General features: G+C 69.2%; 12 protein-coding genes. 8 read left to right on the plus strand and 4 right to left on the minus strand.

All coding sequences use genetic code 11. From position 1 onward, the window contains the following. Positions 1-11 precede the first annotated feature (11 nt). Complete coding sequence (locus tag ACE3UA_RS01755; protein ID WP_374641935.1) at positions 12-944, minus strand: alpha/beta fold hydrolase; 933 nt, start codon at positions 942-944, stop codon at positions 12-14. Between the two features lie 8 nt (positions 945-952). Then, positions 953-1,240 carry an SCP2 sterol-binding domain-containing protein gene (locus tag ACE3UA_RS01760; protein ID WP_374641874.1) on the minus strand — a complete coding sequence of 96 codons (288 nt, stop codon included), beginning with the start codon at positions 1,238-1,240 and terminating at the stop codon, positions 953-955. Positions 1,241-1,304: 64 nt separating this feature from the next. Here ACE3UA_RS01760 and ACE3UA_RS01765 point away from each other — a divergent pair, with 64 nt between their 5' ends. The 5 genes from ACE3UA_RS01765 (at position 1,305) to ACE3UA_RS01785 (ending at position 6,226) form a co-directional block, all read left to right on the plus strand. Continuing rightward, positions 1,305-1,868, plus strand: coding sequence for a tetratricopeptide repeat protein (locus ACE3UA_RS01765; protein WP_374641876.1), 564 nt, complete (start codon positions 1,305-1,307; stop codon positions 1,866-1,868). Positions 1,869-1,871: 3 nt separating this feature from the next. Continuing rightward, the gene (locus tag ACE3UA_RS01770) at positions 1,872-4,718 is read left to right on the plus strand and encodes a helicase-related protein (protein ID WP_374641878.1); all 2,847 of its coding nucleotides are present in this window, start codon (positions 1,872-1,874) and stop codon (positions 4,716-4,718) included. Further along, positions 4,719-5,039 (plus strand): RNA-binding S4 domain-containing protein, encoded by a 321-nt coding sequence (locus tag ACE3UA_RS01775; protein ID WP_374641880.1) that lies wholly within the window; start codon positions 4,719-4,721, stop codon positions 5,037-5,039. 51 nt (positions 5,040-5,090) lie between these two features. Then, complete coding sequence (fdxA, locus tag ACE3UA_RS01780) at positions 5,091-5,429, plus strand: ferredoxin FdxA (protein WP_197641946.1); 339 nt, start codon at positions 5,091-5,093, stop codon at positions 5,427-5,429. Between the two features lie 287 nt (positions 5,430-5,716). Beyond that, on the plus strand, positions 5,717-6,226 hold the full coding sequence (locus ACE3UA_RS01785) for a CarD family transcriptional regulator (protein WP_374641882.1): 510 nt from the start codon (positions 5,717-5,719) through the stop codon (positions 6,224-6,226). Between the two features lie 163 nt (positions 6,227-6,389). Here ACE3UA_RS01785 and ACE3UA_RS01790 read toward each other — a convergent pair whose 3' ends face one another. Next, positions 6,390-6,980 (minus strand): riboflavin synthase, encoded by a 591-nt coding sequence (locus tag ACE3UA_RS01790; protein WP_374641884.1) that lies wholly within the window; start codon positions 6,978-6,980, stop codon positions 6,390-6,392. A 132-nt stretch (positions 6,981-7,112) separates the two neighbouring features. On the opposite strand from ACE3UA_RS01790, the gene ACE3UA_RS01795 reads away from it, so the two are divergent. The 3 genes from ACE3UA_RS01795 (at position 7,113) to ACE3UA_RS01805 (ending at position 11,598) form a co-directional block, all read left to right on the plus strand. Further along, positions 7,113-8,387 carry a capsule biosynthesis protein gene (locus ACE3UA_RS01795; protein WP_374641886.1) on the plus strand — a complete coding sequence of 425 codons (1,275 nt, stop codon included), beginning with the start codon at positions 7,113-7,115 and terminating at the stop codon, positions 8,385-8,387. 129 nt (positions 8,388-8,516) lie between these two features. Further along, positions 8,517-9,602 (plus strand): polysaccharide biosynthesis/export family protein, encoded by a 1,086-nt coding sequence (locus ACE3UA_RS01800; RefSeq protein ID WP_374641937.1) that lies wholly within the window; start codon positions 8,517-8,519, stop codon positions 9,600-9,602. Positions 9,603-9,693: 91 nt separating this feature from the next. Next, on the plus strand, positions 9,694-11,598 hold the full coding sequence (locus ACE3UA_RS01805) for a capsular polysaccharide biosynthesis protein (RefSeq protein WP_374641939.1): 1,905 nt from the start codon (positions 9,694-9,696) through the stop codon (positions 11,596-11,598). 76 nt (positions 11,599-11,674) lie between these two features. On the opposite strand, the gene parE is transcribed toward ACE3UA_RS01805, so the two are convergent. Further along, positions 11,675-13,630: a DNA topoisomerase IV subunit B gene (gene parE / locus ACE3UA_RS01810; protein WP_374641888.1), complete on the minus strand. Its 1,956-nt coding sequence runs from the start codon at positions 13,628-13,630 to the stop codon at positions 11,675-11,677. Between the last annotated feature and the right edge of the window lie 123 nt (positions 13,631-13,753).

The following is a 13,753-nucleotide window of genomic DNA, read 5'->3' on the forward strand; positions in this document are numbered from 1 at the left end:
GGCGATTCGCCCTAAGGACGGGAGGCGTCGAAGAGTCTGGCGGCGCGGTCGAAGAATCGGCGGCGGACCTCGTGGCCTTCCATCATGATCTCGTGCTCGGCCCCGGGATAGATGTCCAGCTCGCCCCCCGGCCAGCGGGCCATCCGCAGATGCACCGGGGCCAGGTCCACCACCTTTTCGCCCGACCCCATGGCGCAGATCGCCGGCAGGTCCGGCGCGGGCCGCGTGGCGAGTGCCGCGCATTCGCGCAGCGCCGCGCGCAGCCAGGCGATCGACGGCCCGCCCAGCGCCAGCCCGGGCACCGCATGCAATTGCGCGGCCATATACTCCCACATCTCGCGGTCGGTGGTCAGCACATTGCCCTCGAAGGGCGCGGTCAGGATGTAGGACTCGCCCCCCGTCGTCGGGGCATAGCGATGGGCATAGCGCAGGGGGCCGGCCAGCGCCGAGACCACATGCGCCACCGGACGCAGCCAGGCGGCCATCGAGATCCCCCACATCGGCGCCGAGAACACCGCCGAGCGGAACGGCAGGCCGCGCATCAGGCCGCGCAGGCCGATGCAGCCGCCCATGGAATGGGCCAGGATATGCCAGGGCTCGGGCAGGCCGGCCTGCCGGGCGGCGGCCAGCATCGCGTCGAAATCCTGCTGGTATTCCGCGAAATCGCCGACATGACCCGCCATCGGATCGGGCAGCGCCCGGTCGGCCAGGCCCTGGCCGCGCCAGTCGATGGTGATGACCGACCAGCCCCGCGCGATGAGGTCGCCCGCGGCGCGGCCGTATTTCTCGACGCATTCGGTCCGGCCGGGCAGCAGGAACACCGTCCCCTTCGTCCCGCCCTGCCACCAGGCCAGCCGGATCCGCACAGCACCCGCCCGCGCCCAGACCGCGACCGCGCCCGGCGGCGCATCGGCGATCCCTTCGTGGAAGGGCGCAGGCGTCAGCCCCTGGATCACCCCAGCACCGCGCCAAGCTTCATCGCCTGGCCCATGCTGCCGTCCACCTTCAGCTTGCCGGTCATGAAGGCCATGGTCGGATTCATCGCACCGTCGAGGATGGCGCGGAACACATCGGCCTCGGCCGTGAGGGTCACGTCGGCCTCGTCATCCCCGGCGCGGACGCCGGCGTGGTCGAGCATGATCGCCCCCTCGCCCGGGATGACGAACTTGGCCACCCCGTCATAGCCGCCCGACAGTTTCGCCGACAGTGCCTTTACCGCCGCATCGATCAGTTCGCTCATCGCATCTCTCCTTCGTGACCCGGGCGCCACTGGCAATCTCGCGCGGATCGGTTACCTTCACGTTATGGGTGTCCGTGCCGCCATTCTCAATCGTATCGTTGCGGCACTTGTTCCGCTTTTCCTGACTTGCGGCCTGGCCGCGGCCGGGGATAGCGCCCGGCTGGACGATCTGTTCACCCGGTTGCAGACCGCCACGCCCGCAGAGGCCGCCCGGATCGAGAGCGAGATCTGGATCGAATGGTCAAAATCGGGGTCGCCCGCGATCGACCTTCTGTTGCAGCGCGGGCGCGATGCGCTGGAACTGGGCGACACCGGGCAGGCGATCGCGCATTTCACCGCCGTCATCGACCATGACCCCGATTTCGCCGAGGGCTGGAACGGGCGGGCCACGGCCTATTTCCAGGCGGGGGAGTTCGGGCCCTCGCTTGCCGACATCGCGCATGTGCTGACGCTGAACCCGCGCCATTTCGGGGCGCTGGCGGGCTTGGGCGCGATCTTCGAGGACAGCGACCGGCCGGACAAGGCGCTGGCGGCCTATCGGGCGGCGCTGGCGATCCATCCGCATCTGGAGGGCATCCCCGAAGCGGTGGAGCGGCTGGAGACCGAGGCCGAGGGGCAGGAGCTTTAACCGATGGACGCCCAGCGGCGGGTGACGGCGGTCCTTGGACCGACCAACACCGGCAAGACCCACCATGCGATCGAGCGGATGCTGGCGCACCGCACCGGCGTCATCGGCCTGCCGCTGCGGCTGCTGGCGCGCGAGGTCTATGACCGGATCGTCGCCCGCGTCGGCCCTTCGGTCGTGGCGCTGGTGACGGGCGAGGAACGGATCGTTCCGGAGCGGACGCAATACTGGGTCTGCACCACCGAAGCGATGCCGCTGGAGATCGGCGCGGATTTCGTCGCCGTGGACGAGATCCAGCTTTGCGCCGATGCCGACCGGGGGCATGTGTTCACCGACCGCCTGCTGCGGGCGCGCGGGCTGAACGAGACGCTGTTCCTGGGGTCCGACACGATGCGCGGCGCGATTGCGGCGCTGGTGCCGCATGTCACCTTCCTGCGCCGCGACCGGCTGTCGACGCTGGCCTATACCGGGTCGAAGAAGATCAGCCGGATGCCGCCCCGGTCGGCCATCGTCGGCTTCTCGGTCGAGAATGTCTATGCGATCGCCGAGCTGATCCGGCGCCAGAAGGGCGGCTGCGCGGTGGTGATGGGCGCGCTGTCCCCGCGCACGCGGAATGCGCAGGTCGCGCTCTACCAGAACGGCGACGTGGATTATCTGGTGGCGACCGATGCCATCGGCATGGGGCTGAACCTCGACATCAAGCATGTGGCGTTTTCGGCGACGGCCAAGTTCGACGGGCGGCGGATGCGCGCCCTTTATCCGCAGGAGCTGGCGCAGATCGCGGGCCGGGCGGGCCGCCATACCGAGGACGGCACCTTCGGCGTCACCGGCGAGGCGCGGCCCTTCGACGAGGATCTGGTAGAGGCGATCGAGAGCCACCGCTTCGCCCCGGTCAGAAAGCTGCACTGGCGCAACGAATCGCTGGAATTCGGCAGCGCCGAGCGGCTGATCCGCAGCCTGGAGGAGCCGACCTCGAACGACTGGCTGACCCGCGCGCGGGACGCCGACGACCTGCTGGCGCTGAAGGCGCTGGCCGCCATGCCCGAGGTGCGGGAGCGGCTGACCGAACCGAAGCGCGTGCAGCTTCTCTGGGACGTCTGCCGCATTCCGGACTTCCGGTCCTCCTCCGGCACGGAACATGCCGCCCTGCTGGCGCGGATCTACGAATTCCTGGTCGGCAGGGGCCTTGGCGGGGGGCGGATCCCCTCGGACTGGCTGGCGCAGGCGGTGAAACGGATCGACCGGACCGAGGGCGACATCGACGCCCTGTCGCGCCGCCTGGCCTATATCCGGACCTGGACCTATGTCACTCAGCGGAAAAACTGGGTCCAAGACGAAAGCCATTGGCGCGAGGAAACCCGCGCTGTAGAAGACCGCCTGTCGGATGCCCTGCATGCGGCATTGACGCAACGATTTGTCGACCGGCGGACTTCTGTCCTGCTTCGCCGGTTGAAGCAGAAGGAGGCTCTGGTGGCCGAAGTGAACGACAAGGGCGAAGTGACGGTCGAGGGCGAGTTCGCCGGCCGGCTGGAAGGATTCCGCTTCCGCCAGGATGCCAGCGCGACGGGCGATGCCGCGCGCACGCTGGCGCAGGCCGCGCTCCAGGCGCTGAAGCCCGAGTTCCACCTGCGCGCCGACCGTTTCTACAACGCGCCGGATACCGAGCTGGACTTCACCGAACAGGGCGGCCTGATGTGGGGCAGCAATGCCGTTGGCAAGCTGGTCAAGGGCGCCGAGCCCGCGAAACCGGCGGTCGAGGCCTTCGTCGATGAGGAAGCCGGTCCCGAGGTCGCCGAAAAGGTGCGCCGTCGCCTGCAGCACTTCATCGACCGCAAGGTCGCGGCCCAGTTCGACCCGCTTCTGGCCATGGGCCGGGACGAGGCGCTGACCGGCCTCGCCCGTGGGTTCGCCTTCCGCCTGACCGAGGCGATGGGCGTCCTGCCGCGCGACGCCGTCGCGACCGAGGTCAAGGAGCTGGACCAGGAGGCGCGCGGGGCGCTGCGCAAGCATGGCGTCCGCTTCGGCCAGTTCACCATCTTCCTGCCCGCCCTGCTGAAGCCCGCCCCCACCCGGCTGCGGCTGGTGCTGTGGTCGCTGTGGAACGGGTTGCAGGAATTCCCGGAATCGCCGCCTCCGGGCCTGGTGACGATCCCGAACGTGGCCGAGGTGCCGAAACAGCATTACACGCTCGCGGGCTATCACCCGGCCGGCGCGCGGGCGATCCGCATCGACATGCTGGAACGCCTGGCCGACATCCTGCGGCAGAAGGACAGCCGCGCGGGCTTCGAGGCGACGCCCGACATGCTGTCGATCACCGGCATGACGCTGGACCAGTTCGCCGACCTGATGGCGGGCCTTGGCTACAAGGGCGAGAAGGCGGAGCGGGTCAAGGTCAAGGCGGCCGAGGCCCCGAAGGCGCCCGAAATCTCCGAGGAAGCCGCCGCCGCCATCGCCGCCGGCGTGCCGATCCCCGAGGAAGTCTCGATCCTCGCCCCGGAACCCGCGCCGGAACCCGAGGCCGCGCCGGAGATGGAATCCTTCTACACCTTCACCTGGGCGCCGAAGCCGCGTCCCCGGCCGGAACGCGGCGGCGACCGTGGCCCCCGGCCCGAGCGGAAGGAGGGCGACCGCCCGCGCGGCGACCGCCCCCGGCGCGAAGCCCAGGGCGAGCGTCCGCAGGGCGATCGGCCGAAACACGACCGGCCCAAGGGCGACCGTCCCGACCGCAAGGGCGGCAAGCCCCCGCGCGAGGAGCGGCAGAAAAGCTTCGAGGCCCGCCCGCCCCGCGCCGAAAAGCCGATCGACCCCGACAACCCCTTCGCCGCGCTCCTCGCGCTCAAGGGCAAGGTCTGATTGGCCGGGCCGTCGGGAAAGCCGAACCCTTCGGCGGCCCCCGGCCTGCGTCTGGACAAATGGCTCTGGCAGGCCCGGTTCTTCAAGAGCCGTGGCCTGGCCGCCGAGATGATCGAATCCGGCGCGGTCCGGGTGAACGGCACCCGCGTCACCCGCCCCGGCCGCGACGTCGGCGCGGGCGACGTCCTGACCTTTGCGCAAGGCGGCCGCATCCGGGTGGTCCGCATCCTGGCCCTGGGCCAGCGGCGCGGCCCGGCCGGCGAGGCGCAGACGCTTTACCACGATCTCGAGCCGCCTGCGACGCCGGAGCCGCTTGAATGATCCGCCCGCCTGCTCTAGCTAACCCTGAACGCATCGCATCCGAGTCACGCCATGACCTATGTCGTCATCGACAACTGCATCGCCTGCAAATACACCGACTGCGTCGAGGTCTGCCCGGTGGATTGCTTCTACGAAGGCGAGAACATGCTTGTCATCCACCCGGATGAATGCATCGACTGCGGCGTCTGCGAGCCGGAATGCCCCGCCGACGCGATCCGCCCCGACACCGAGCCCAACCTTGAGGAATGGGTGGCCTTCAACCGCAAATATGCGGTGCAATGGCCGGTGATCGTGACGAAAAAGGACCCGCTGCCCGGATATGAGGAGCGCGACGGGGAACCGAACAAGCGCGAGAAGTATTTCTCCGAGGCGCCCGGAACCGGCGGCTGATCGCCGACCGATTCGGGCCACGGAAAGGCGCAAGCCGGGCTTCGCCCGGATAAACCGTGACAATACAATGCTTTCCCTGCCAGGGACCCGGTTCTGCGGCAGTTGGAATCAGGCGCGTTTTGTGTTATGGTTTGTCTACAAACAAGCATGGAAGCCTGTCTGACGGCTTGGCGCATCCCGCCCGGCCGTGTGTTTCTGCGACTAGCCAACTCCACACACCAGGGCTGGGGTGCCCCGGTGGGCGGAGTTTGTTGTGGAACAGGGTTCCGATCTGGGGAATGTGCCGTATGACCAAACCGAAGAAGCCTGAATTCCGCCCGAACGATTTCGTGGTCTACCCCGCGCATGGCGTGGGCAAGATCATCTCGATCGAGGAGCAGCAGATCGCCGGGATTCAGCTGGAGCTTTTCGTCATCTCCTTCGAGAAGGACAAGATGACCCTGCGCGTCCCCACCCACAAGGCGCTGGACATCGGCATGCGCGCGCTGTCGGCCCCCGATGTGGTGACCAAGGCGCTGGACACGCTGAAGGGCAAGGCCAAGGTCAAGCGCGCGATGTGGTCGCGCCGGGCGCAGGAATACGAGCAGAAGATCAACTCGGGCGACCTCTTGTCGATCGCCGAAGTGGTGCGCGACCTGCACCGCGCCGACGACCAGCGCGAGCAGTCCTATTCCGAGCGTCAGCTCTACGAGGCGGCGCTGGAGCGCCTGACCCGCGAAGTCGCCGCCGTCTCCGGCGTGGACGAGGCCGGTGCCGCCAAGCAGGTGGACAGCGTGCTGGTCAGCCGCGCGGCCTGATCTGCCGGACATTGCAGGAACGGCGGTCCTTCGGGGCCGCCGTTTTTCATGGCCGCCCTTTCGGCGCAATTCGGGTCAGATTGCGCTGGGAGCGAACCCGCGGGTGCCAGTAGTCGCGCCATGGCACCACTGGCCGCGAGGGTATGAAACCCCCGGCCCGCCCTCAGTCGAACTCGCGCAGGCGGGCCACATAGCGGGCCATGGTGTCGACCTCCAGGTTCACGCGGTCCCCGGCCTTCACCTCGCCCCAGGTGGTCACCTCCTGGGTATGCGGGATCAGGTTCACGCCGAACTCGGCCCCCGCGACCTCGTTCACCGTCAGCGAGGTGCCGTTCAGCGCCACCGACCCTTTCGGCGCGATGAACCGCGCCAGGGCCTCGGGCGCGCGGAAGGTCACGCGGACCGAGCCGCCCTCCTGCCGCACCCCCACCACCTCGGCCAGCCCGTCGACATGGCCCGAGACGATATGCCCCCCGAGTTCGTCCCCGACCTTCAGCGCGCGTTCGAGGTTCACCCGTTTGCCGGGGGCCCAGCCGCCGAGATTGGTCTTCGACAGGGTCTCGGCCGAGATCTCGACATCGAACCAGCCGTCGGGGCCCAGCGCCACCACCGTCAGGCAGACCCCGTCGCAGGCAATCGAGGCGCCGATGTCGATGCCCGCCACGTCATAGCGCGTCGCGATCCGGGCGCGCAGGTCGCCGGTGAGCTTCGTCTCGACGATCCGGCCGACATCGGTGACAATTCCGGTGAACATCCGCTTCTCCTGCTTTTCCCCTGAGGTAAAGCCGCCCCGACCCGCTTGCAAGCCCAAGGGCCAAGGTGTCATGATCCGGGCCTGACTTCTTGCCACGCCTCCGCGGGCGTGATGCGCACGAGTGACCTTGGGTTGAGCGACCGTCGTTTCCTGTTCCTGCAAGGGCCGCATGGCCCCTGGTTCCACCGCCTGGGGCGGATGCTGCGCGCGGCCGGGGCGCGGGTCTGGCGGGTGGGGTTCAACCTCGGCGACCGGATGTTCTGGCGCGGCGAGGGCTATATCCCGTTCCAGGACAGCCACGACCTCTGGCCCGCGACCTGCGCCGCGCTGATGGACAGGCTGCGGATCACCGACCTGGTGCTTTACGGCGACACGCGGCCGATCCATGCCGAGGCCGTCCGCCTGGCCCGCGCGCGCGGGATCACCGTGCATGTCTTCGAGGAAGGCTACCTCCGGCCCTACTGGGTCAGCTACGAACGCGGCGGGTCGAACGGCCATTCGCGGCTGATGCAGCTGACCCTGCCCGAGATGCGGGCGGCGCTGGAGCGGGTGGACCGCGACCTGCCCGATTCGCCCGGCACCTGGGGCGACATGCGCCAGCACATGTTCTGGGGCGCGATCTATCATGCCTTCGTGGCGCTTGGCCGCCGGGCCTATCGCAACTTCCGCCCGCATCGCGCCCTTACCGTGGGGCAGGAGTTCCGGCTGCACCTGCGGCGCTTCTTCCTGATGCCGCTCTACCGGGTCGAGCGCCGGCTTGCCACCCGCCGCATCCGGCGCGGCGGCTTTCCCTATCATCTGGCGATCCTGCAGCTGGAGCATGACGCAAGCTTCCGCGCCCATTCCCCTTTCGCCAGCATGACCGACTTCCTGGCGCTGGTCGTGGAAAGCTTCGCCCGTGGCGCGCCGCCGCATCACCATCTGGTGTTCAAGGCCCATCCGCTGGAGGACGGCCGCGTGCCGCTCTTGCCCGAGATCCGGCGTCTGGCGCGGCTGCACGGGATCGGCGCGCGCGTGCATTTCGTCCGGGGCGGCAAGCTGGCCGGGCTGCTGGCCGAGGCGCGCGGCGCGGTGACGGTCAATTCCACCGCCGGGCAGCAGGCCCTGTGGCGCGGGGTGCCGCTGCGCAGTTTCGGCGCGGCGGTCTATGCCAAGCCGGAGTTCGTCTCCTCGCAGCCGCTGGCCGAGTTCTTCGCCGCCCCGGAAGGCCCCGATACCCGCGCCTATCGCGACTACCGGCAGTTCCTGCTGGAGACCTCGCAGCTGGTCGGGGGCTTCTATTCCGCAGACGGCCGGCGATACCTGCTGCGGCAGGTGGTGGACCTGATGCTTGCGCCCGACGACCCCTATCAGGCGCTTCTGTCCGGCAGCGCGGCGCCACGGCAAAATCTGCGCCTGGTGCGCTGATTCCGGCAGGACCGGCTGGCGCAGCCCCGGCAGTTTCGCTAGTTTCCCCGCATCGGGCGGAGCGCGAGGAATCCGGCAGTGCGTAGACGGTATCTGGTCAGGGCGGTCGCCCTTCTGACCCTGGTTTCGATGGTCCCCTCCTGCGGGCTGCCCCGCTCGGGTCCGACCAAGCGCGAGGTCCTCGCCGGCTCGGTCGAGCGCGAGGGCAATGCCCATGTCGTTCCCGTGACCCCCGCCGTCAGCCGGGCCACCGCGATACAGCCAAGCTTCGGCTTCAGCGAGTCCTTCCGCAAGGCGGGGCTGATGGGGTCGGACGTGATCAGCGCCGGCGATGTGCTGGGCGTCAGCGTCTTCGAGAACGTGAAGGACGACCCGCTGCTGGGCAATTCCGGCCAGCGGGTGACCAGCCTGCAGGAAATCCAGGTCGACGGGCAGGGTTTTATCTACATCCCCTATGCCGGGCGCATCAAGGCCGCCGGCCAGACGCCCGAGGGGCTGCGCCAGGCGATCACCCGCCAGCTCGAGGACCAGACCCCGGACCCGCAGGTCAGCGTCACCCGCATGGCGGGGGACGGGGCGACGGTCTCGATCTCGGGTCAGGCGGGGGCGAATGGCGTCTATCCGATCGAGGCCCCGACACGGACGCTGGCCACGATGCTGGCAAAATCCGGCGGCGTGGCGATCGACCCCGGCGTCGCCATCGTGCGGGTGACGCGCGGCGGCCAGACCGGCAAGATCTGGCTGAAGGACCTTTACGCGAACCCCGCGCTGGACATCGCGCTGCGCCCCGGCGACAAGATCGTGATCGAGGAGGACAGCCGCAGCTTCATCGCGCTTGGCGCGACCGGCGGGCAAAACCTGGTGCCCTTCGAATCCGAGACCCTCTCGGCGCTGGAGGCGATCGCCACGGTCGGCGGGCTTTCGACCGGCTCGGCCGACCCGACCGGCATCTTCGTCCTGCGCGAGGAGGACGAGGCGGTGGCGCGGGACGTGCTGGGGCGGGCCGATCTGGTGGGCGAACAGCGGATGATCTATGTGCTGGACCTGACGGAACCCACCGGCCTGTTCGAGGCGCGGGATTTCCAGATCCGCGACGGCGACACGCTTTACGTGACCGAGGCCCCCTTCGTGCAGTGGCAAAAGACGCTGGGCGCGGTCACCGGCACCACCGGGGCGGCGTCGACCCTGGCCAATACCGCCACGTCCGGCAACTGACCCGGCCGTGGCGGGCAAGGGCCTGGCCGGGGTTCCGCGACGGCTCTGGCATCAGAACCTGTCGCTGGCGCGCGACCGCCGCCTGCACCGGATGCTGGAACTTGCCGGGCACGAGCTGCGCCTGGGCCTGCCCCGGAAGGGCGACGGCCTGCTGGTCTGGGGCCGGAGCCCGACGGCCTGGCGGGGGGAAAGGCTGGCGACGGCAACGGGCCTGCCGCTGATCCGGGTCGAGGACGCCTTCCTGCGCTCGATCCACCCCGGCCGGGCGGGCGGGGATGCGCCCCTTGGCCTGCTGGTGGATCCGCTGGGCGTTCACTTCGACAGTTCCACCCCCTCGGCGCTGGAGGCGGCGCTGGCGGCGGAATTGCAGGATTCGAACATTCTGGACCGTGCAAGGCTGGCTATGGCGCGGATCCAGCATCTTCATCTTTCAAAATACAACAATTTCGACCTTGACCTGTCTGCGCCCGATCCGGGCTATGTGCTGGTCGTGGACCAGACCAGGGGCGACGCGGCGATCCGGCATTCCGGGGCCAGCGCCGAGGATTTCCAGGCAATGCTTGCCGCCGCGCTGCGCGAGCATCCCGAGAGCCGGATCGTGATCCGCACCCATCCCGAGACGACGGCCGGCCTGCGTCCCGGCCATTTCGACCGGGCCGGGGGGCGGGTCGCGCTGCTGACCGCTCCGGTCGCGCCGCAGCGGCTGCTGGCGGGGGCGGCGGCGGTCTATGCGGTGTCCTCGCAGCTGGGCTTCGAGGCGATCCTGCAGGGCCACCGCCCGCGTGTCTTCGGCCAGCCCTTCTATGCCGGCTGGGGCCTGAGCCGGGACGAGCGCCCCCTGCCCCGCCGCACCCGCCGCCTGAGCGTCGAGGAGCTGTTCGCGGGCGCGATGATCCGTGTGCCGCTCTGGTATGACCCCTGCCGCGACCGGCTCTGCGAGGTCGAGACGGTGATCGACCAGCTCGAGGCCGAGGTCCGCACCTTCCGCGAGGACCGGCGTGGCCATGTGGCGGCGGGGATGCGGCTGTGGAAGCGGCCGCATCTGCGCGGTTTCTTCGGGCCCTTGCGGTTTCGCGCCGATCCGGCGGCGGCGGACCGGCTGGCGGCCGAAACGGGACGCGGGCTGCTGCTCTGGGCCGGGAAGGAGCCGGAGGGGTTCCGCCCGCGCGCGCCCTGCCTGCGGGTGGAGGACGGGTTCCTGCGCTCGCGCGGGCTGGGGGCCGAACTGGTGCCGCCGCTCTCGCTGGTGACGGACGACCGGGGCATCTACTTCGACCCTTCGCGCCCCTCGCGGCTGGACGCGCTGCTGGCCACCCCGATGCCGCCGGGTGGCGAGGCACGGGCGCGGGCGCTGATCTCGGTGCTGCGTCAGCGGGGATTGTCGAAATACAACCTCGCCGCCCCGCCCCTGCCCGAATTGCCGAAGGGCCGCCGCATCCTGGTGCCGGGCCAGGTGGAGGACGACGCCTCGATCCTGCGGGGGGCCGGGGCGGTGCGGACGAACCTGGCCCTGCTGCGGGCGGTCAGGGCGGAGAATCCGGGGGCGGTGGTGATCTACAAGCCGCATCCCGACGTGGTGGCGGGGCTGCGGCCGGGGGCGATGGCGGGGCCGGCCGATCTGGTGCTGGAGCGGGCCGATCCCGCGGCCTTGCTGGCCGAGGTGGACGAGGTCTGGACGATGACCTCGCTCCTGGGCTTCGAGGCGCTGGTCCGGGGGGTGCCGGTCACCTGCCTCGGGACGCCGTTCTATGCAGGCCGGGGCCTGACGCGGGACCTCGCGCCGGTGCCGGACTGGCGGGGGCCGCTCAGCCTGGAGCGGCTTGTCCATGGCGCCCTGGTCGAATACCCGCGCTACCGGGACCCGGTCAGCGGGCGGGCCTGTCCGGTAGAGGTGGTGCTGGAGCGGTTGGCCACCGGGGAGGGGCTGGGGGCCGGGCCGGTCAACCGGAAACTGGCGAAGGCGCAGGGATGGCTGGCGGGCCGGGGGTGGTGGTAGGGGGCAGGCTGCGCTGTGGCGCACCCTACGCGGGGGATGTCAGATGCGCTTCGGCGCACCCTGCGACGGTGCGAGGTCACACATCCAGTTCCTCAACGAACCGCGCATTCTCCTGGATGTACTGGAAGCGCAGCTCCGGCTTCTTGCCCATCAGGCGCTCGACCAGGTCGCCGGTCTCGCCGCCGTCCTCGTCGTCGATGCTGACCCGGATCAGCTTGCGGGTCGCCGGGTTCATCGTGGTGTCCTTCAGGTCCTTGGCGTCCATCTCGCCCAGGCCCTTGAACCGCTGGACGTCGATCTTGCCTTTGCCGCCCAGGCCCTTGGCCAGCCATTCCTCCTTCTCGGCGTCGTCGGCGACATACATCCGCCGCGCGCCCTGGGTCAGGCGGTAGAGCGGCGGGCAGGCGAGATAGAGGTGGCCCTTGTCGATCAGCGGGCGCATCTGGGTGAAGAAGAAGGTCATCAAGAGGCTCGCGATATGCGCGCCGTCGACGTCGGCGTCGGTCATGATGATGATCTTGTCATAGCGCAGGTCGTCGACCTTGAACCTGGTGCCCATGCCGGTGCCCAGGGCCTCGCAGATGTCGCGGATCTCGGCATTCTCGCCGAGTTTCGACGACGCCGCGCCGAGGACGTTCAGCACCTTGCCGCGCAGCGGCAGGAGGGCCTGGAAGTTGCGGTCGCGCGCCCCCTTGGCCGAGCCGCCGGCCGAGTCGCCCTCGACGATGAAAAGTTCCGTCCCCTCGCGGTTCTTGGCCGAGCAGTCGGTCAGCTTTCCGGGCAGGCGCAGCTTCTTGGTGGCGGTCTTGCGGGCGGTTTCCTTTTCCTCGCGGCGGCGCAGGCGTTCCTCGGCGCGCAGGACCAGGAAGTCGAGGATCGCGCCGGCGGATTTCGGGTCGGCGGCAAGCCAGGTGTCGAAATGGTCGCGGACGGCGTTCTCCACCCATTTCGCGGCTTCCTCGGTCGAGAGCCGGTCCTTGGTCTGGCCGACGAAGCTGGGTTCGCGGATGAAGATCGACAGCAGCGCGCAGCCGCCGGTGAGCAGGTCGTCGCGGGTGATCGCCTCGGCCTTGCGGTTCTTCACCCGCTCGCCATAGGCGCGGATGCCTTTCAGGATCGCGGCCCAGAACCCGGCCTCATGCGTGCCGCCCTCGGGGGTGGGGACGGTGTTGCAGTAGGAGTGGAGGTAGCCGTCCTGCGCGGGCGTCCAGTTGATCGCCCATTCGACCGAGCCGGGGATCTGGTATTTCTCCTCGAAGCTCACCCGCCCGGCGAAGGGGCGTTCGGAATAGGTGGTGAGTTTCTTCAAGGAATCGTTCAGGAAATCGGCGAGGCCGCCGGGGAAGTGGAAGGTGGCTTCCTGCGGCGTGTCGCCGTCGCTGACCGCAGATTTCCAGCGGATCTCGACGCCGGAGAAGAGATAAGCCTTGGACCGCGTCATCTTGAACAGGCGCGCGGGTTTCAGGGTCTGGTGGCCGAAGATCTCCGGGTCGGGGTGGAAGGTGAACCACGTCCCGCGCCGGTTCTGGATGGGCCCGAGTTTCTGGATCGGGCCAAGCGGGATGCCGCGCGAGAAGCTTTGTTCGTAAAGTTCCTTGTTCAGCGCGACCTGGACGGTCAGGGCATCGGAGAGGGCGTTGACGACCGAGGAGCCGACGCCGTTGAGGCCGCCGGACGTGGAATAGGCCTTGTTGGAAAACTTGCCCCCGGCGTGGAGGGTGCAGAGGATGACCTCCAGCGCGGATTTGCCGGGGAATTTCGGGTGGGGGTCGACGGGGATGCCGCGCCCGTTGTCGCGGACGGTGACGGAGTTGTCGGCGTGCAGCTCCACCTCGATGCGGTTGGCGTGGCCCGCCACCGCCTCGTCCATCGCGTTGTCCAGGATCTCGGCGACCATGTGATGCAGCGCGCGTTCGTCGGTGCCGCCGATGTACATGCCGGGGCGCTTGCGGACCGGCTCCAGGCCTTCGAGTACCTCGATCGAGGAGGCGTCATAGGTGGTCGCGGCCTGGGAGAGAAGGTCGTTCGGCATGGGGCATCCTGTCTGGGCTTGGCCGTATTAGATCACCTTGCGGGGGAGAGGCGCAAGATGTGGGGGCAGCGCCGGCCGTGGGGTCGGACCGGGGGTTTCACACCCCCGGACCCCCGTGGGATA

It is taken from the genome of Tabrizicola sp. (genome assembly GCF_041919135.1).
In the GTDB taxonomy this organism is placed as follows: domain Bacteria; phylum Pseudomonadota; class Alphaproteobacteria; order Rhodobacterales; family Rhodobacteraceae; genus Tabrizicola.